At 70.0% G+C, this 15,681-nt stretch carries 16 protein-coding genes; 6 read left to right on the forward strand and 10 right to left on the reverse strand.

Going from position 1 to position 15,681, the window contains the following annotated elements; translation table 11 throughout:
- Positions 1-12: 12 nt before the first annotated feature.
- From B146_RS0115680 to B146_RS0115695, 4 genes are all read left to right on the forward strand, one after another.
- Positions 13-918 carry a PfkB family carbohydrate kinase gene (locus tag B146_RS0115680; RefSeq protein WP_019997412.1) on the forward strand — a complete coding sequence of 302 codons (906 nt, stop codon included), beginning with the start codon at positions 13-15 and terminating at the stop codon, positions 916-918.
- The gene (locus B146_RS0115685) at positions 915-1,757 is read left to right on the forward strand and encodes a BtpA/SgcQ family protein (RefSeq protein ID WP_019997413.1); all 843 of its coding nucleotides are present in this window, start codon (positions 915-917) and stop codon (positions 1,755-1,757) included. Before B146_RS0115680 ends, B146_RS0115685 begins: the two co-directional genes overlap by 4 nt.
- Positions 1,754-3,046, forward strand: a complete 1,293-nt coding sequence (locus B146_RS26350) for a Zn-dependent hydrolase (protein ID WP_019997414.1) — start codon at positions 1,754-1,756, stop codon at positions 3,044-3,046. Before B146_RS0115685 ends, B146_RS26350 begins: the two co-directional genes overlap by 4 nt.
- Positions 3,047-3,123: 77 nt before the next feature.
- Entirely contained in the window at positions 3,124-3,708 is a 585-nt protein-coding gene (locus tag B146_RS0115695; protein WP_019997415.1) for an HD domain-containing protein, read from the forward strand.
- A 93-nt stretch (positions 3,709-3,801) separates the two neighbouring features.
- Here B146_RS0115695 and B146_RS0115700 read toward each other — a convergent pair whose 3' ends face one another.
- A complete protein-coding gene (locus tag B146_RS0115700) occupies positions 3,802-4,689 on the reverse strand; it encodes an NAD-dependent epimerase/dehydratase family protein (RefSeq protein WP_019997416.1) in 888 nt (295 codons plus the stop codon).
- 261 nt (positions 4,690-4,950) lie between these two features.
- Here B146_RS0115700 and B146_RS0115705 point away from each other — a divergent pair, with 261 nt between their 5' ends.
- Positions 4,951-5,925, forward strand: coding sequence for an AraC family transcriptional regulator (locus B146_RS0115705; RefSeq protein WP_019997417.1), 975 nt, complete (start codon positions 4,951-4,953; stop codon positions 5,923-5,925).
- Between the two features lie 60 nt (positions 5,926-5,985).
- On the opposite strand, the gene B146_RS0115710 is transcribed toward B146_RS0115705, so the two are convergent.
- Genes B146_RS0115710 through B146_RS0115720 form a run of 3 tightly spaced genes read right to left on the reverse strand, consistent with a single transcriptional unit; the run spans position 5,986 to position 8,512 of the window.
- Complete coding sequence (locus tag B146_RS0115710) at positions 5,986-6,786, reverse strand: SDR family oxidoreductase (RefSeq protein ID WP_019997418.1); 801 nt, start codon at positions 6,784-6,786, stop codon at positions 5,986-5,988.
- Positions 6,783-7,289: a flavin reductase family protein gene (locus tag B146_RS0115715; protein ID WP_019997419.1), complete on the reverse strand. Its 507-nt coding sequence runs from the start codon at positions 7,287-7,289 to the stop codon at positions 6,783-6,785. Before B146_RS0115715 ends, B146_RS0115710 begins: the two co-directional genes overlap by 4 nt.
- Positions 7,286-8,512, reverse strand: coding sequence for a styrene monooxygenase/indole monooxygenase family protein (locus B146_RS0115720; RefSeq protein WP_019997420.1), 1,227 nt, complete (start codon positions 8,510-8,512; stop codon positions 7,286-7,288). The genes B146_RS0115715 and B146_RS0115720 overlap by 4 nt, the downstream gene beginning before the upstream one ends.
- Positions 8,513-8,687: 175 nt before the next feature.
- Here B146_RS0115720 and B146_RS0115725 point away from each other — a divergent pair, with 175 nt between their 5' ends.
- The gene (locus tag B146_RS0115725; protein WP_019997421.1) at positions 8,688-10,286 is read left to right on the forward strand and encodes a phytoene desaturase family protein; all 1,599 of its coding nucleotides are present in this window, start codon (positions 8,688-8,690) and stop codon (positions 10,284-10,286) included.
- A 13-nt stretch (positions 10,287-10,299) separates the two neighbouring features.
- On the opposite strand, the gene B146_RS0115730 is transcribed toward B146_RS0115725, so the two are convergent.
- The 6 genes from B146_RS0115730 to B146_RS0115755 all read right to left on the reverse strand — a co-directional run bounded on the left by B146_RS0115730 (position 10,300) and on the right by B146_RS0115755 (position 15,676).
- On the reverse strand, positions 10,300-11,430 hold the full coding sequence (locus B146_RS0115730; RefSeq protein ID WP_019997422.1) for an LLM class flavin-dependent oxidoreductase: 1,131 nt from the start codon (positions 11,428-11,430) through the stop codon (positions 10,300-10,302).
- A 40-nt stretch (positions 11,431-11,470) separates the two neighbouring features.
- On the reverse strand, positions 11,471-12,019 hold the full coding sequence (locus tag B146_RS0115735; protein ID WP_019997423.1) for a VOC family protein: 549 nt from the start codon (positions 12,017-12,019) through the stop codon (positions 11,471-11,473).
- 80 nt (positions 12,020-12,099) lie between these two features.
- Entirely contained in the window at positions 12,100-12,915 is an 816-nt protein-coding gene (locus tag B146_RS0115740) for an ATP-binding cassette domain-containing protein (RefSeq protein ID WP_019997424.1), read from the reverse strand.
- The gene (locus B146_RS0115745; RefSeq protein WP_019997425.1) at positions 12,908-13,786 is read right to left on the reverse strand and encodes an ABC transporter ATP-binding protein; all 879 of its coding nucleotides are present in this window, start codon (positions 13,784-13,786) and stop codon (positions 12,908-12,910) included. The genes B146_RS0115740 and B146_RS0115745 overlap by 8 nt, the downstream gene beginning before the upstream one ends.
- Entirely contained in the window at positions 13,783-14,676 is an 894-nt protein-coding gene (locus tag B146_RS0115750) for an ABC transporter permease (protein WP_019997426.1), read from the reverse strand. The genes B146_RS0115745 and B146_RS0115750 overlap by 4 nt, the downstream gene beginning before the upstream one ends.
- Positions 14,669-15,676 carry an ABC transporter permease gene (locus tag B146_RS0115755; protein WP_019997427.1) on the reverse strand — a complete coding sequence of 336 codons (1,008 nt, stop codon included), beginning with the start codon at positions 15,674-15,676 and terminating at the stop codon, positions 14,669-14,671. Before B146_RS0115755 ends, B146_RS0115750 begins: the two co-directional genes overlap by 8 nt.
- Between the last annotated feature and the right edge of the window lie 5 nt (positions 15,677-15,681).

A 15,681-nucleotide genomic window follows, 5' to 3' on the forward strand; every position in this document is an offset into this window, starting at 1 on the left:
GGCGCATCCAGCATGGCGGTCCATGTCGTCGGCAATGTCTGTCTCGACACGACGTTCAGCCTCGCCCGCTTTCCGGAGCCGGGCGAGACGCTGAACGCGCGGGAGGCAGCTGTCGCGCTCGGCGGCAAGGGCGCCAACCAGGCGCTCGCCGCGCTCCGGGCGGGCGCGCGGACGACGCTCTGGTCGGCCGTCGGCGACGATTTGGAAGCCGCCTCCATCCGTCAGGGCCTCGTCGGCGCGGGCCTCTCCGACCGAGGCCTCGCCACCCTGCCGCTGCCAAGCGACCGCTCGGCCGTGCTGGTGGATGCGTCCGGCGAGAACATGATCGCAAGCGCCGTCGCCTGCGCCCGCACCTTCGATCCCGCCGCCGCCGGCTGGCACGTGGAAGCGCGCGGCGGGGACGTGGTGGTCCTGCAAGGGAATCTGGCGCCGGAGGCCACGCGCGCGGTGCTCGACATCGGCCGCTCGCTGGCCTTGCGGACCGTCCTCAACGCCAGCCCGCTCGCGCCGGGGGCGGGCCTTCTCGCGGGCCGACCCGATCTCGTCCTGGTGAACCGGGTCGAAGGCGAGGCGCTGACCGGCGAGCGGGAGCCCGGCCGGATCGTCGCGGCGCTGTGCGCGCGAACCGGCGGCGCGGCGGTGGTCACGCTGGGGCCCGAGGGTTATGTCCTGGCGGAGGGGCCGGGCTCGGCTCCGCGCGCCCGGCCCGCCTTTCCCGCACGCCCCCTCGACACGAGCGGCGCGGGCGATGTCTTCTGCGGCACGCTGGCCGCGCGCCTGTCGCTCGGGCAGGGGCTCGACCAGGCGCTAGAGCTTTCGGCATGGGCGGCGGCGGTCGCCGTCACCCGTGCCGGCACCTTCGGTTGCGGCCCGAGCCGCGACGAATTCCAGACAGGACGGACACGAGAGAGCGTATGAGCACCCCATCCAAGCCCATCGGACAGGCCCAAGGCGACGCGCTCCAGGCGATCTTCGGCCGCGCCCAGGCAATCATCGGCGTCGTGCATCTCGCGCCGCTCCCCGGCAGCCCGCGCTTCGACGGCGAGGCGGTGGAGACGATCTACCAGCGCGGCCTCGACGACGCGCGCGCCTATCTCGAAGGGGGCTGCGACGGCGTCATCGTCGAGAACCACGGCGACGTGCCCTTCTCCAAACCCGACGCGATCGGCCCGGAAACCTCGGCCCATATGGCTGTCGTCGCCGACCGCATCCGTCGCGAGCTTGGCCGCCCGATCGGCATCAACGTTCTCGCCAACGCGGCCATTCCGGCGCTCGCCATCGCCAGCGCGGCGAATGCCGGTTTCGTGCGGGTCAACCAGTGGGCCAATGCCTATGTCGCCAATGAGGGCTTCGTCGAGGGCGAGGCGGCCCGCGCCATGCGCTACCGGGCGCAGCTGCGCGCCAAGGGCATCCGCATCTTCGCCGACGCCCATGTGAAGCACGGCGCGCACGCCATCGTCGCCGACCGGCCGGTGGAGGAACAGGTCAAGGACCTCGTCTTCTTCGACGCCGACGTGGTGATCGCCACCGGCCAGCGCACCGGCCACGTGGCGGAACTCTCCTACATCCGCATGATCAAGGAAGCCGCCAACCTGCCGACCCTCGTCGGCAGCGGCGTGACGCGAGAGAATCTCCGCGACATCCTGTCGGTCGCCGACGGCGTGATCGTCGCAAGCTCCTTGAAGCACGACGGCGTCTGGTGGAATTCGGTCGATCTCGACCGGGTGAAGGCCTTCACGGCCGGGCTGAAGCGGTGAGCGGGCGGCCCGCGATCCGCGCCGAGCGCCTTCTCGAACGGCTCGACCGCTTCGCCGCCATCGGCGCGACGGCGAAGGGCGGCGTCAACCGGCAGGCGCTCACCGAGGGCGACCGGGAGGTCCGGGCGATGCTCGCGGGTCTTGCCGGCGCACGCGGCTTTTCCGTCGCCCAGGACGAGGCCGCCAACCTCTTCCTGCGGCGCGAGGGCACCGACGCCGGCCTGCCGCCGCTTCTTCTCGGCAGCCATCTCGACACGCAGCCGACCGGGGGGCGCTTCGACGGGGCGCTCGGCGTTCTGGCCGCCTTCGAAGTGCTGGAAGCGCTGGAGGATGCCGGCGTCGTATCCGAGCGCGCGGCCGAGGTCGCGGTCTGGACCAACGAGGAGGGCAGCCGCTTCGCGCCCGGCGCCATGGGCTCGCAGGCCTTCGCGGCGCGCGCGCTGCCGCCCGAATGGCGGGAGGCGCGCTCGACCGACGGGGCGCGGCTCGGCACCGAACTCGCCGCGACGATCGCCGCCCTGCCCGTGCCGCTGGCCCCGCTCGGGTTTCCGATCGCCGCCTATCTCGAACTGCACATCGAACAGGGGCCGGTGCTGGAGCGGGAGGACACGCCGATCGGCGTCGTGACCGGCATCCAGGGCACGCTCTGGCTGGAGGTCGAGATCACCGGGCAGGCCGCCCATGCGGGAACGACGCCGCTCGGCTTCCGGCGCGATCCGATGCGCGCGGCGGCCGCCGCCATGGCGGAGCTCTACGGCGGCATCATGCCGGCGGATTCCGACGCCCGGTTCACCATCGGACGGATCGAGGCCGAGCCCGGCTCTGTCAACGCGGTTCCCGAACGGGTGCGCTTCACCATCGATCTGCGCCATCCCGACGCTTGCGAGCTCGCCGCCCTTGCCCTTCGAATTCGCGGCGTCTTGGAAAGCGCCTGCGCCGAGGCCGGCTGCGCCCTGTCGATCCGCCGTCTCGTGGACATGCCGCCGACCGCCTTTCCCGAGGCCATGGTGGAGCGGGTCGAGGCGAGCGCGCGTCGCGCGGGTCTCGCCTCGCGCCGCATCGTGTCGGGCGCCTTCCACGATGCGCTCTACCTCGCCCGCTGCGCCCCGACCGCGATGATCTTCTGCCCCTGCCGCGACGGGATCAGCCACAACGAGGCCGAACACGTGGAGCCGCGCTTCGCCGTCGCCGGCGCGACCGTCCTCCTGGAAGCCGCTCTTTCGCTGCTCGGCGCGGCGGATACGGCCTCGCACCCTCCGATTGCCGCGAGCGGCCCGAGCGCCGCCTGAGGCCCCGGAAGTCGCGCGCCGACGGGCCGGTCCGAGCCCGACTCGCAAGGCTTTCGTCGCAGTGCTAGGCAGAGCGCATGTCGAACCCACGCCTGGAACAGCAGCTCGCCTTTCTGATCGAAGCCGACGCCCTGAAGGCCGTCGAGCGGCAATCGCGCATCGTGAAGGGTCGGCGGCGCGAGAACTCCGCCGAACATTCCTGGCATCTGGCGCTCTTCGCGCTGGTGCTCGGACCTGAGCGGCCCGACATCGACGTCTCGCGCGTCGTCGCCATGCTGCTTCTCCACGACCTCGTCGAGATCGACGCCGGGGACAATCCGATGCACGGCGCGTTCGACGCGGACGGGGTGGCCGAAGCCGAAGACGCGGCGGCGAAGCGCCTCTTCGGGCTTCTGCCGGGCGATCTTGCGGATCGGTTCGAAGGCCTGTGGCGCGAGTTCGAGGCCGCCGAAACGCCGGACGCCCGGTTCGCCAGAGCGCTCGACCGGTTCCAGCCGCTTCTCCTGAACACGCTCACCGACGGCGGGACCTGGACCGAGAACGATGTGAGCGAGGCGCAGGTCCAGGCGCGCTACGGTCCCGTCATCGAAAAGGGCTCGCCCGACTGGTGGGCGCACGCGAAGGCGCTCGTCGCGCGCCATTTCGCGCGAAGCGATCGCTGATGATTCCGAGCCGGACGTGGGGCGAGGAGGGCCAAGACGAGCCCTCCCCGCTGCCAGCGAACCGACGGATTTTCCCAGACCGGGCCGGTCGGCTCAGACGTATTTGCGCCAGTCGTGCTCTTCCCGGAAGCCGAGCACCTCCCGGATCTTGCGATTGGAAAGCGGGGCTTCGTTCGGCCCCATCTCGCGGGTCACCGGCACGTTCGGGCAGTGCTTGGCGAGGAATTCCATCGTCGGCATGTCGGCCGTGATCGTGTCGTTCGTCGCGTTGAAGACCTGGAAGCCGAGGCCGTCCGTCTCGATGCAGCGATGGACGATCTGCCCGAGATCGCGGGCGTCGATATAGCTCCAGGCGTTTCGCTTGCGCGACATCGGATCGGCGACGAAGCCGGGGAACCGATCATATTCGTGCGGCTCGATCACGTTGCCGATCCGCAGGGCGTAGATGTCGATCCCTGAGCGCATCGCGAAGGCGCGCGCGGTCTTCTCGTTCAGGAGCTTCGACAGGCCGTAGCTGTCCATCGGATCGCTGTCGTAGTCCTCTTCGAGCGGGAAGGAATGGAAGTCCCGGTCGCCCTCGGCGAAGCACACGCCATAGGTGGTCTCGGAGGACGCGATGACGATCTTCTTCACGCCGAGCTTCACCGCCGCCTCGATGACGTTGTAGGTGCCGATCGTGTTGATGCGGAAGGTCTCGTTGTCGGGCTTGAGGAGCATGCGAGGCACGGCCGCGAAATGCACCACCGCGTCGGGCGCGGCCGGCAACCGGCCGGTGTCGTAGCCCTCGAAGCCGAAATGGCTCGACAGCGCGTTGAACATCTGCCCGCTATCGGCGATGTCGGCATAGAGCGTGTTCACCCCGGGAACATCGGTCGGCGCGAGATCGACATTGAGGACGGCGTGTCCCCGATCGACCAGATACTGCACCGCATGTCGGCCGGCCTTGCCGGAGCCGCCGGTGAAGACGATGCGTTTGCTCATGATGAAGCTCCCTCCTGATGCTCCGAGACGGCGGGAGCGCAGGCTCCGCCCCTCCTCTCCCCTTTGTCGGTCAGGTCGGTCGAAGATCAAGCCGACGCGGACGGTTCGCCCTCCGGCCGAGGCGCGGACCGGCTCCTTTCGAGCCCGTCCCGGAAGGGGGGAGGCCGGCCTCACCCATTGAGCCGACCGGCGCCGCTTGACCGAGCGTGGCGGGGCCGGTGTAGGATGGGCATGTCTGGTCGAGCGACGGGAGTCGGATGGATGCCGGATGTGCCGCAGCCCCTCAGCCGGTTCCGCCGCTTCGTCACCACGGATATGGACGAGGCGCGCAGCGAGGTGTCGCGCATCTATTGCGACCATCGGCTGATCTCGACGGCGGGCAGCCCGCATCTCCATGCCTGGCAGAACGCCGTGCGGCTGGGCCCGGTGACTCTGAGCGCCATGAGCTACGGCGCGGAGATCGAGATCGATCCGGGCGCGCTGAAGGACTTCTATCTGGTCATGCTGCCCTATGCCGGGAGCGCCGACGTCCGGCATGGCCGGGAGCAGGTCGTCGCCGACGCCACACAGGCCACCGTCCTGACGCCCGACGCGGGCACGCGGATGCGCTGGTCGGCGGACTGCGCGAAGCTGATGGTGCGGATCGAGCGGGAGGCGCTGGAGCGACAGATGTCGGCCATGCTGGGCGGCGGCTCGGCAAGCGGCATCGACTTCAGCCTCGCCATGCCGCTGACCGACGGGGCGGCGCATTGGTGGCGCATGGTCCGGCTGGCGATGGACGGGCTGGATCGTCTCGCTGAAGCCCCAGGCCCCGTCGCCGCGAGCCTTCAGGGCTCGCTGCTGATGGCGACGCTGATCGAGCAGCAGCCCAATTCCTTGACCGCCCGGCTGGCGCGCGCCGAAAGCCCCGCCGCGCCGCGCCATGTCCGCCTCGTGGAAGATTACATCGAGGAGAATGCCGAGAAGCCGCTGACGGTGGAGGATCTCGTCGCGGTCGGCGGCGTCAGTTCGCGCGCGCTGTTCGAGGGGTTTCGCCGGTTTCGCGGCACCTCTCCCCTCGCCCATCTGCGCGCGGTGCGCCTGCGGCGCGTGCGCGAGGACCTTCTGCGGGCCGACGCGCAGGACACCGTCACGCTCGTCGCCACCCGCTGGGGCTTCTTTCAGCTCGGCCGCTTCGCCGCGCTTTATCGCGAGACGTTCGGCGAGACGCCCTCCGAGACGCTGCGCCGCCGCTGACGCGAATGAGGCCTGCCCCGCCTCGGAGGAGAAGGCGGGGCAGGCCGGTCGGGCGGGGTCTCAGCGAACGCTGGCCGCGCCGCCCGTGAGAAGCGCGATGGCCTGTCCCGGCCCTTCCGGCCCGAGCGCGGTATAGCCGCCGTCGACCTTCAGCTCCGACCCCGTGGTGAAGCTCGCGGCCTCCGAGGCGAGGAAGAGGATGGCGCTCGCCGCCTCCGGCCCGCGCCCGACACGGCCGAGAATGTGGAACTGCGCCCCGACGCGGTCGGCCTTTTCCTGGTCGTTGCCGGACAGGCCGGCGATCGGCGCGCTCCAGGTCCAGCCGAGGATCACGCTGTTGGCGCGGATGCCGTCCTTGGCATAGTCGAGCGCCTGGGAATGCGTGAGGTGCAGGATCGCGGCCTTGGAGACCGGATAGGTCCAGCGCCCGGACTGCGCGGCATAGGCGCTGATCGAGGAGATGTTGACGATCGAGCCCTTCACCTTGGCCAGGTGCGGGCGCGCCTTTTCCGACAGGATGGCGCTCGACACGAGGTTGGTGTCCAGCGTGTTCAGCCAGGAGGCGCGGCTGGAGGCGGCCCCTTCGTCGTCGTAGACGGCGGCATTGTTGACGACGAGGTCGAGCCGGCCCCAGCCGAGCGCCGCCGAGACCAGCGCGTCGAGGTCTTCGTCGCGGCGGATGTCGGCCGGGACATGGCGCACGGCCTCGCCGAACTCGGCCGTCAGCGCCGCGCCCGCCGCTTCGCTGCGCGAGCCGACGACGACCTTGAACCCGGCCTTGACGAGCCCGCGCGTGATGTCGAGGCCGATGCTGGCCGCGCCGCCGGTGACGATGGCGACCTTGCCCTGAAACTCGCTCATGCGTGCATCTCCGCGACCTGGGGCTTGTGCAGCTGCTTGTAGCCGCCGCCGAAATAAAGAAGCGGTTCGCCGGGGCCATGCCGATAGCCGATCACTTCGGCGATGTAGATGAGATGGTCGCCGGCGTCCGTCGCCTGGGTGATCCGGCAGGCGAACTGCGCGAGCGCGCCTTCCACCACCGGCAGGCCGTTCAGCTCGTCGAAGGTCACGTCCAGAGGCTCCTTGCCGCGGGAGGAGAAGTGGCGCGACAGGTGCTGCTGGTCTTCGGAGAGAACCGAAAGGCCGTAATGGCCGTGATCGTTGAGGGCTTCCTTGATCGAGGCGCGGTGGTCGATGCAGATCAGGACCAGCGGCGGGTCGAGCGAGACCGAGGTGAAGGAATTGGCGGTCATGCCATGGACGCGCTCGCCCGCGCGCGTCGTGACGATGAGGACGCCGGTGGCGAACATGCCGAAGGCGCGGCGCAGTTCCTTGGGGTCGATGCTGGGAACGAGGAGGCTCATGCGGCTTCTCCCTGACGCTCGGAGAGGAAGGCTTCGGTGAGGGCCGGGTCGGTGATCGTCGGGAAGAAGTCCCTGGGATCGTTGAACCCGTTGGTGAACCAGCGCGCGACGCGCGGGCTCGTCTGCGCGGCGAACAGCGTCTTCACCATGTGTTCGGGCGGCGGCAGGAGCATGTTGTTGGTCCAGCCGACCACGAACTTGGCGTAGTCCCAGTAGCGCTCGAAGCAGACCTGCATGAACGTGGCGTCGAAGGGCCGGTCGCCATGCGCCAGGATCGCCGCGCGATAGGCGGCCGCGCAATGGCTGGCATTGTTGGCGCCCTGGCCGGTGATCGGATCGTTGAGGCAGACCGAGTCGCCCATGCCGAGCGCCAGCGCGCCGGAGGGCAGCGTCAGGATCGGCTTGCGCACGGTCGGCGGGAAGCGGCCCGTGAGGGTGCCCAGATCGTCGGTCAGCACCACGTCCCTGGCGCGCTCGTATTCGGCCGGCACGAACTCCTTCAGAATGCGCAGGCTCTCGCCCAGATGCGCCTCGGGCGTCTTCGCCTCGGCCCAGCGATCCATCGGCCCGCCGGGAAGGCCCTCGAAGACCATGATCTCGCACGGGCCGGACAGGGTCAGAGCCGGGAAGACGAAATACTCGCCGACGCCGGGAACGAGGTTGAAGTTGACGGCCGAATGCTTTTCGCGCGGCACCATGCCGTGGACATAGGTCAGCGCGAGAGAGCGCTGCGGCTTGTCGAAGGGCGAGCGCTCGGCGTCGCGCTGGAAGAGCTTGCCGATCTCGCCCTTTCCGGAGGCAACGATCACGAGATCGCATTCGCGATGCAGCGCCTCGAGATCGTCGAGGCCCGCGTCCTGAATGCGCAGCTCGCCCCCGGCGCGCTCGAACTCCTCCATCCAGCGCGGCATCTTCACGCGCTGGTCGATGGAGCGGGCGGGCTTGTCGAGGCGCGAGGACCAGCGGACCGCCGTGGCCCCGTCCTGCACCAGCGCGAACTGGATGCCCTCGACGGGCGGCGCGTCCTCCCAGAAGTCGATGCCGAGCTCGCGCTCGTTGGCGAGCGCCCGGTCGAACATGCACTGGCTGGATGTCACCCGCCCTCCGGCGATCTGGTCGCCGGTCTGATTGGACACCATGACGACTTCGTAGCCGTCGGCGATGAGGCCGAGGCCGAGTTGCAGACCCGCCTGCCCGGCTCCCACGATCCCGATCTTTCGCATCTGCGTGCTCCTTCTTCCTCCCGAAGATGAAGCGATCGTCGCAAATCCGTCATGCGGCGCTATGCGCGCAGCGCGGGTCCTATCCGCTCAGCGCGGAATAGTTGAGGCGGAAGCGTTTCAAGTCTAAAATAGTTCGGCGGGCCGGTTCGCCCGCTTTGCCGGAGGGGATCGGCGCATGACGCTTGAGTTCGACGCCGTGGTGGTGGGTGCGGGGCACAACGGTCTGGCGACGGCCGTGCATCTGGCGAGCCGTGGCTGGTCCGTGACCGTCGTGGAGAAGGCGAGCGCCCCCGGCGGCGCGGTGAAGACGGCGGAAGCGACGCTGCCCGGCTTCCGGCACGACCTCTATGCCATGAACCTTTCCATGTTCGCGGGCTCGCCCTTCTTCGCCAGCCATCGCGACGGGCTCCTGAAACATGGGCTGGAGCTCGTCCCCTCACGGGACGGCTTCGCCACCGCCTTTCCCGACGGGACATGGCTCGGCGTCAGCCAGGACATCGAGACCACCACGGCGCGCATCGCCGCGCTTTCGGCCGCCGACGCCAGGAACTGGCGGGCGCTGATGGACCGCTTCGGACGCGAGGCGCCCCACATCTTCGCGCTGCTGGGCGCCGAGCTTCCCTCGCGCGCGGCCATGGGCGCGGTGTGGAAGGCCTGGCGGGCGCTGGGCGTGGCCGGCGTCGCCGATATCGCCAAGCTCGTCCTGTCCTCGCCCCGCGCCTTTCTCGACGCGCATTTCGAGCATCCCAAGGTCAAGGCGATGCTCGGCGCATGGGGGCTCCATCTCGACTTCGGGCCGGATGTCGCGGGCGGCGCGCTGTTTCCCTATCTGGAATCCTGCGCCTGCCAGAGCTTCGGCATGGTCTTCGGGCGCGGCGGAGCGGACACGATCATCCGCGCCATGACGGGCTATCTGCGCTCGCTCGGCGGCGACATCCGCCTGGACGCGCCCGTGGAGGCGATCGAGATCGAAGGCGGACGGGCGCGGGGCGTGCGCCTCGCCTCGGGCGAGCGGTTGATCGCGCGCCGGGCAGTGGTCGCCAATCTCCATCCCAAGGGTCTGGCAAAGCTCGTCGCCGGCAGGGCGGGCGATCGGCGCCCGTCCGATTTCGCCGCGAAGACCGCCGGCTTCCGCGCGGGGCCGGGCACGATGATGATCCATCTGGCGCTGAACGGCCCGGCCGAATGGCGCGCCGGGGCCGACCTCGGCCGCTTCCCCTATGTCCATCTCGCGCCGGATTTCGGCACGATGGGTCGGACCTACAACGAGGCCATGGCGGGGCTGCTCCCGGCCGAGCCGGTGCTCGTGGTCGGCCAGCCGACCGCCATCGATCCGACCCGTGCCCCGGAGGGCCACCACATTCTCTGGGTGCAGGTGCGGGTCCTGCCCGCCGACATCCGGGGCGACGCCGCCGGAGCGATACAGGCGCGGACCTGGGACGAGGCGAAGGAGGCCTATGCCGACCGCGCGATCGCGCTGCTCGAAACCTATGCGCCGGGGCTTTCGGCGAAGATCCTCGCCCGCGCCGTCCATTCGCCGCTCGATCTGGAGCGCGACAATCCCAATCTCGTCGGCGGCGACAGCCTGTCGGGCAGTCACCAGCTCGACCAGAACTTCCTGTTCCGCCCGGCCTTCGGCTGGTCGAAGCATCGCGGTCCGGCGGACGGTCTCTTCATGGTCGGCGCCTCGACCTGGCCGGGCGCCGGCACGGGTGCCGGCTCCGGCTTCATGGTGGGCAAGCGTCTGGCGGGCGAGGCCAGGCCCGCCCGCTGAGCGGCGCGCCGTCCTATTCGGCGGCCTGCACGACGGCGTCCGGCTGGGCGCTGCGCAGGCCCCGCTCTTCGAGGCGCGGCAGCACCTCGTCGCGGAAATAGGGAAACTCCTCTGCATAGTTGACGAAGGAGAGCGTCGTGCCGCCGAAACCCGCCTCGACCAGCGCCTCGATCCCGTCCGCCACCTGATCGGGCGTGCCCGTCAGCGGGAAGCCGCCATGGCCCGCCGCCATGCGTTCGCGGATCAGCGCGAGCAGATCGTGCGGGAAGGAATGGGCATGGGCGAACTGGAGATTGACGAGATTGTCCGTCGCCTCCCAATCCGTCTGCGCGAGGCAATGATCGTAATAGGCCTTGGCCTCGCTCTCGCTCGGCCGGCAGACGACATGGGAGAAGGTCAGGACCTCCACGTCCCGTCCCGCCTCGCGCCCGGCCGCCTTCAGCTCGGCGATCTCCGCGCCCGAGCGCGACAGGTCGATGGCCGGCGTGAACAGGAAATCGGCGTTGCGCACGGCAAAGCCCCGCCCCTCGCCCGAACCCGCCGCATTGACGATCGGCACCCGGCCGCGCTTCGGCTTGGGATCGGAATGAACGCCGCGAAGCTGAAAGAAGCGCCCGTCGAAATCGAACGAACCCTCGGTTTCCCAGAGCCGGCCGATCACGTCGAGCCATTCCTGCGCATAGGCGTAGCGCTCGACATGCGAGGCCGGCAGGTCGAGGCCGAGCGCGGCGTATTCGGGCGCGTTCCAGCCGGCGACGACGTTCAGCCCGGCGCGCCCGTTGCCGATGGCGTCCAGCGTCGCGATCTGCTTGGCGACGACGACCGGATTGTTGGCGGCCGTGTGGACCGTCGAGATCACGGCGATGCGGCGCGTCGAGGCGAGCAGCCCGGCCGCCCAGGTCGTCGTTTCCAGGACGTCCTTCTGGAAGTTGATGTCGCGCCCGCCATAGCCGATCCAGCGGGCGATCGGCAGCAGGAAGTCGAGCCCCGCCTCGTCGGTCATCCGGGCGAGCGAGAGATTGGACTCCCACGAAGCGTCCCAGCGCTCGGGGACTTTCGTCACCGACATGCCGTTGGAGCAGTTGGCCGCGAAGATGCCGAGCTTGAAACGGCCGCGGCGGTCGAGTGGGTTGAGGGACGTCATCGAACTTTCTCCTTTTCCGATCGGGAGCGGCATGCGGGGCTCACGCCGCGTCCTTGGGCGACCAGAGCCGGACGCCGCCTTCGCGCTCGTAGGCCATGCCCTTCGGGTAGCTGATCGCCTCCAGCTGGAGGCCCCAGGGCGCGAGGAAATAGAGGATCGACTGGCCCGCCGCCGGACCCTCGCCGATCGGCAGCGGCCCGGCGAAGCTGCGCACGCCATGGGCGTCGAGATGCGCCTTCATCGCCGCGATGTCGTCGACATAGAAGGCGATGTGCTGGGCGCCGATGTCGCTGTTGCGCAGGAGCGGCGCGGATTGATCGGGCGCGCTGTACTGGAAGAGCTCGATATTGGCGCCATTGCCGCAGCGGATGAGGGTGATCGTCCGGATCACGGCGCGCGCGTCCACGCCGAGATGATCGGTCATGAAGGTGCCGGCGTCGTCGGAAAACGGGCCGAAGGACAGGGCGACCTCGCCGCCGAGAACCCCGGTGAAGAAGGCGACCGCCTCGTCCATGTCCGGCACGGTGATGCCGATATGGTCGACGCCTCGGATGCCGGGCGCGGCGCGCCCCGTGTCTTGGCCTGTCATGTCTCGTGTCCGGCGGACTGGTCGATCGGGCCGCTCCCCGCGCGGCCGCCGCGCGCGGGGAGCGGCGGCGGGAAACAGCGTCAGACGGAAGCGGCCGACAGCCAGGCGGGGTCCGGTCGCACGGGGGGAATGGCGTCCAGGAGCGTGCGCGTATAGGCGGCTTTCGGCGACCGGAAGACCTCGCGCGTCGGCCCTTCCTCTGTCACCTCGCCGCCGCGCATGACGACGACGCGCGAGCACACGGCACGGATCACCGAAAGGTCGTGGCTGATGAAGGCCATGGAGAGGCCCATCTCGTCGACGAGGCCCTTGATGAGGTTCAGCGTCTGGGCCTGCGTCGAGACGTCGAGGCCGGAGACGATCTCGTCGGCGAGGATGAAGCTCGGCTTCAGCACCGCCGCCCGCGCGATGCCGATGCGTTGGCGCTGGCCGCCCGACAGCTCGTGCGGATAGCGGCCGAGAACCACCGCGTCGAGGCCGACGCGCCCGAGCACCGCTTCCACCTCGCGCTCCGCCGCCCGGCGATCGGGCGCCAGCCCGTGCAGGATCAGCGGCTCGGCGAGGATGCGGCGGATCGTGTGGCGCGGGTTGAGGCAGGACATCGGGTCCTGGAAGATCATCTGCATCCGCCGCCGCAGCGGGCGCATCTCGGCCTCGGGCAGCGCGGTGATCTCGCGGCCCTCGAAGAAGACCTGCCCGCTCGTCGGGCGCACGAGATTGAGAAGGCAGCGCCCGAGCGTCGTCTTGCCGGAGCCGGACTCGCCGACGATGCCGACGATCTCGCCGCGCCCGACCCGCACCGAGACGTGGGAGAGCGCCGGGCGCAGGGGCTTCACCCCGCGCGGCAGGGGAAAGGTGAGCGAGAGGTCGCGCGCTTCGATCAGGGCGTCAGACATGGGTTCCCTGCTCCCGGTCGAAGGCGGCGATCTCGCCCCGGCATTGCTGGATGACGCCGGCGGGCACGGGCGCGAGCCCCTCCTCCTCGGCGTCGGGGCGCGGATTGGCGGCGATCAGCGCGCGCGTATAGGGGTGGACGGGCCGCGCCAGGAGATCGGCGGTCGGCCCGGTCTCGAAAACCTTGCCGGCGAAGAGGAGCGTCGTCCGGTCGCAGACCTGCGCGACGACGCCGAGATCGTGGGTGACGAAGACGACGCCCGTGCCGTGCCGCCGCTGGAGGTCTCTGAGAATGCGCAGCACCTGCCGCTGCACGGTGACGTCGAGCGCGGTCGTCGGCTCGTCGGCGATCACGAGCCTCGGTTCCATCGCGAAGGCGGCGGCGATCAGCACGCGCTGGCGCATCCCGCCGGACAGCTCGTGCGGATAGGAAGCGAGCACCCGCTCGGGATCGCGCATCTGGACTTCGGCAAAGAGCGCCAGAGCCCGGTCGCGCGCCTCGGCCCGGCCGAGGCCCTTGTGGCGGCGCAGACCGTCCGTCACCTGGGGCTCGATGCGGCGCGCGGGGTTCAGCGCCGTCAAAGGGTCCTGCGGGATCAGCGCGACGGTTTCGGCGAGCCGCTGGCGGCGGCGCGTCTCGCTGAGGGCGCCGAGGTCCTCGCCCGCGAGGCGGATCGTTCCGCCGGTGACGCGGATCGTACCGGGCAGGATGTCGAGAACGGCCTTGCCGATCGTGGACTTGCCCGCCCCGCTTTCGCCCACCAGCCCATGGACCTCGCCCGGCTGGACGGTGAGCGACACGTCGCGCAGCACCGGCGCGCCGTCGCGGATCGAGAGGGCGGAGAGGTTGGCGATCTCGAGAACGGGGCTCATCGGCGCATCACCGGGTCGAAGGCGCGGCGCAGACCGTCGCCGAGCTGGTTGAAGGCGATCACGGTGAGGAAGAGGAGCGCCAAGGGCGCCGCGAAGATCCACCAGCCCTGATAGATGACCTGCCGTCCTTCGGCGATCATGCCGCCCCAGGTCGGCGTGTCGGACGACACCGAGAGGCCGACGAAGGAGAGGATCGCCTCGACCACCACGGCGATGCCCATTTCCAGCGTCAGGAGCACGAGCAGCACCGGCGCGACGTTGGGCAGGATTTCCTTCAGAAGGATCGCCGCGTTGCCGAAGCCGATCGATCGCGCGGCGGTGACGTAGTCGGCTTTCGCCTGCGCCTGCGTTTCCGCCCGGATCACGCGGGCAAAGCGCGTCCAGTCGATGACGGCGATGGCGAGGATCACCGAATGAAGCCCCGCGCCGGAAATGGCGACGATCAGGATCGACAGGAGAACCGGCGGGAAGGCCATCCAGACCTCGACGAGGCGCGAGACGAGCGTGTCGATCCACCCGCCGAAATAGCCGGCCAGAAGCCCGAGCGCGGTGCCGACGAAGGCGGCGGCGAGGCTCGCCGCGAAGGCGACGGTCATGGCGATGCTCGCGCCATGGAGAAGGCGCGACAGCACGTCGCGCCCGAGGCTGTCGGTGCCGAGGAGATAGCCGGGCTCGGCGCCGTCGAACCCCATCGGCGGCAGCGTGCCGAGCATCAGGTCCTGTTCCAGCGGATCGTGCGGGGCGATCCAGGGCGCGAGGATGGCGACGAGGACGAGGAGGAGCACGAAGCCCCCGCCGAACAGGAGGCGGGCGTTGAGGATGCCGCCCCGGCGACGGCGAGCCGGCCGGGGCGCGCGCGTCAGGGGGTGGAGCGCGGCGCTGTCAGCCATGACGCAGCCTCGGATTGAGCGCGACGGCAAGGAGATCCACCGCGATGTTGACCAGGATGAAGAGAAGGCCGAACAGGAGAACGAGGCCTTGGATCAGGGGCAGGTCGCGATTGATGACGGCGTCGATGGCGAGATTGCCGATGCCGGGATAGCTGAAGATGCGCTCCACGATCACCGTGCCGCCGATCAGGAAGGTGAACTGGACGCCGGTGAGCGCCAGCGCCGGCCCGGCCGCGTTGCGCAGCGCCTCGCCCAGAACGAGGCCGAGCGGCGAGCGGCCCCGGATGCGGGCGAGAAGCACGTAGTCCTGCAGCATGGCCTCGTTCAGCGAGGCCTTCAGCACCCGCGCGATGACCGCCGCCAGCGGCAGGCCGAGCGCCAGGACCGGCATCGCCATGTGGGCCAGAACGTCCCGCGCCACGCGCCATTGGCCGGTCACGAGGCTCTCGAGGAGATAGAAGCGCGTCGAGAAATCGGCGGGCAGCGTCGGGTCGATGCGCCCGGACAGCGGCAGGATGGGATAGACGACGCCGAGAAGGATCACGAAGGCGAGCGCCCAGATGAAGTCGGGCACGGCCAGAACGAGGCCGTTCACGGCGTCGATCACCGCCTCGCCCGTCTTGCGCGCCAGGAGCGTGCCGAGAACCGCGACGCCGCCGCCGAGGAGGACGGCGAAGGCGAGCGCCGCGACGCAGAGTTCCAGCGTTGCCGGCAGGCGCGACAGGAGCGCGCCCCCGACCCCGACCCGCAGCGAGATCGAAGTGCCGAAATCGCCCTGCGCGATCGCGCCGAGCCAGAGGCCGAACTGCTCGATCAGCGAACGGTCGAGCCCATAGGCGGCGCGCAGGCGCTGGATGTCCTCCGGGCTCGCGCCCGGCGCGATCATCATCGCGATCGGGTCGCCCGGAGCGACCCGCAGGAGCAGGAAGACCACCACCGCGACGCCGAACAGCGTCGCGACGGCCAGTCCCGCCCGGTGGAGGACGAGGCGTGCGATCATGATCC

This window comes from Aureimonas ureilytica DSM 18598 = NBRC 106430 (genome assembly GCF_000382705.1).
Classification (GTDB): domain Bacteria; phylum Pseudomonadota; class Alphaproteobacteria; order Rhizobiales; family Rhizobiaceae; genus Aureimonas; species Aureimonas ureilytica.

Bases quoted from the DNA above. Each gene is read 5' to 3' on its own strand.
- B146_RS0115740 (WP_019997424.1), bottom strand. From the start codon at position 12,915: ATGTCTGACGCCCTGATCGAAGCGCGCGACCTCTCGCTCACCTTTCCC.
- B146_RS0115735 (WP_019997423.1), bottom strand. From the start codon at position 12,019: ATGACAGGCCAAGACACGGGGCGCGCCGCGCCCGGCATCCGAGGCGTC.
- B146_RS0115755 (WP_019997427.1), bottom strand. From the start codon at position 15,676: ATGATCGCACGCCTCGTCCTCCACCGGGCGGGACTGGCCGTCGCGACG.
- B146_RS0115750 (WP_019997426.1), bottom strand. From the start codon at position 14,676: ATGGCTGACAGCGCCGCGCTCCACCCCCTGACGCGCGCGCCCCGGCCG.
- B146_RS0115715 (WP_019997419.1), bottom strand. From the start codon at position 7,289: ATGAGCCTCCTCGTTCCCAGCATCGACCCCAAGGAACTGCGCCGCGCC.
- B146_RS0115700 (WP_019997416.1), bottom strand. From the start codon at position 4,689: ATGAGCAAACGCATCGTCTTCACCGGCGGCTCCGGCAAGGCCGGCCGA.
- B146_RS0115730 (WP_019997422.1), bottom strand. From the start codon at position 11,430: ATGACGTCCCTCAACCCACTCGACCGCCGCGGCCGTTTCAAGCTCGGC.
- B146_RS0115685 (WP_019997413.1), top strand. From the start codon at position 915: ATGAGCACCCCATCCAAGCCCATCGGACAGGCCCAAGGCGACGCGCTC.
- B146_RS0115745 (WP_019997425.1), bottom strand. From the start codon at position 13,786: ATGAGCCCCGTTCTCGAGATCGCCAACCTCTCCGCCCTCTCGATCCGC.
- B146_RS0115710 (WP_019997418.1), bottom strand. From the start codon at position 6,786: ATGAGCGAGTTTCAGGGCAAGGTCGCCATCGTCACCGGCGGCGCGGCC.
- B146_RS0115725 (WP_019997421.1), top strand. From the start codon at position 8,688: ATGACGCTTGAGTTCGACGCCGTGGTGGTGGGTGCGGGGCACAACGGT.
- B146_RS0115720 (WP_019997420.1), bottom strand. From the start codon at position 8,512: ATGCGAAAGATCGGGATCGTGGGAGCCGGGCAGGCGGGTCTGCAACTC.
- B146_RS0115680 (WP_019997412.1), top strand. From the start codon at position 13: ATGGCGGTCCATGTCGTCGGCAATGTCTGTCTCGACACGACGTTCAGC.
- B146_RS0115695 (WP_019997415.1), top strand. From the start codon at position 3,124: ATGTCGAACCCACGCCTGGAACAGCAGCTCGCCTTTCTGATCGAAGCC.
- B146_RS0115705 (WP_019997417.1), top strand. From the start codon at position 4,951: ATGCCGGATGTGCCGCAGCCCCTCAGCCGGTTCCGCCGCTTCGTCACC.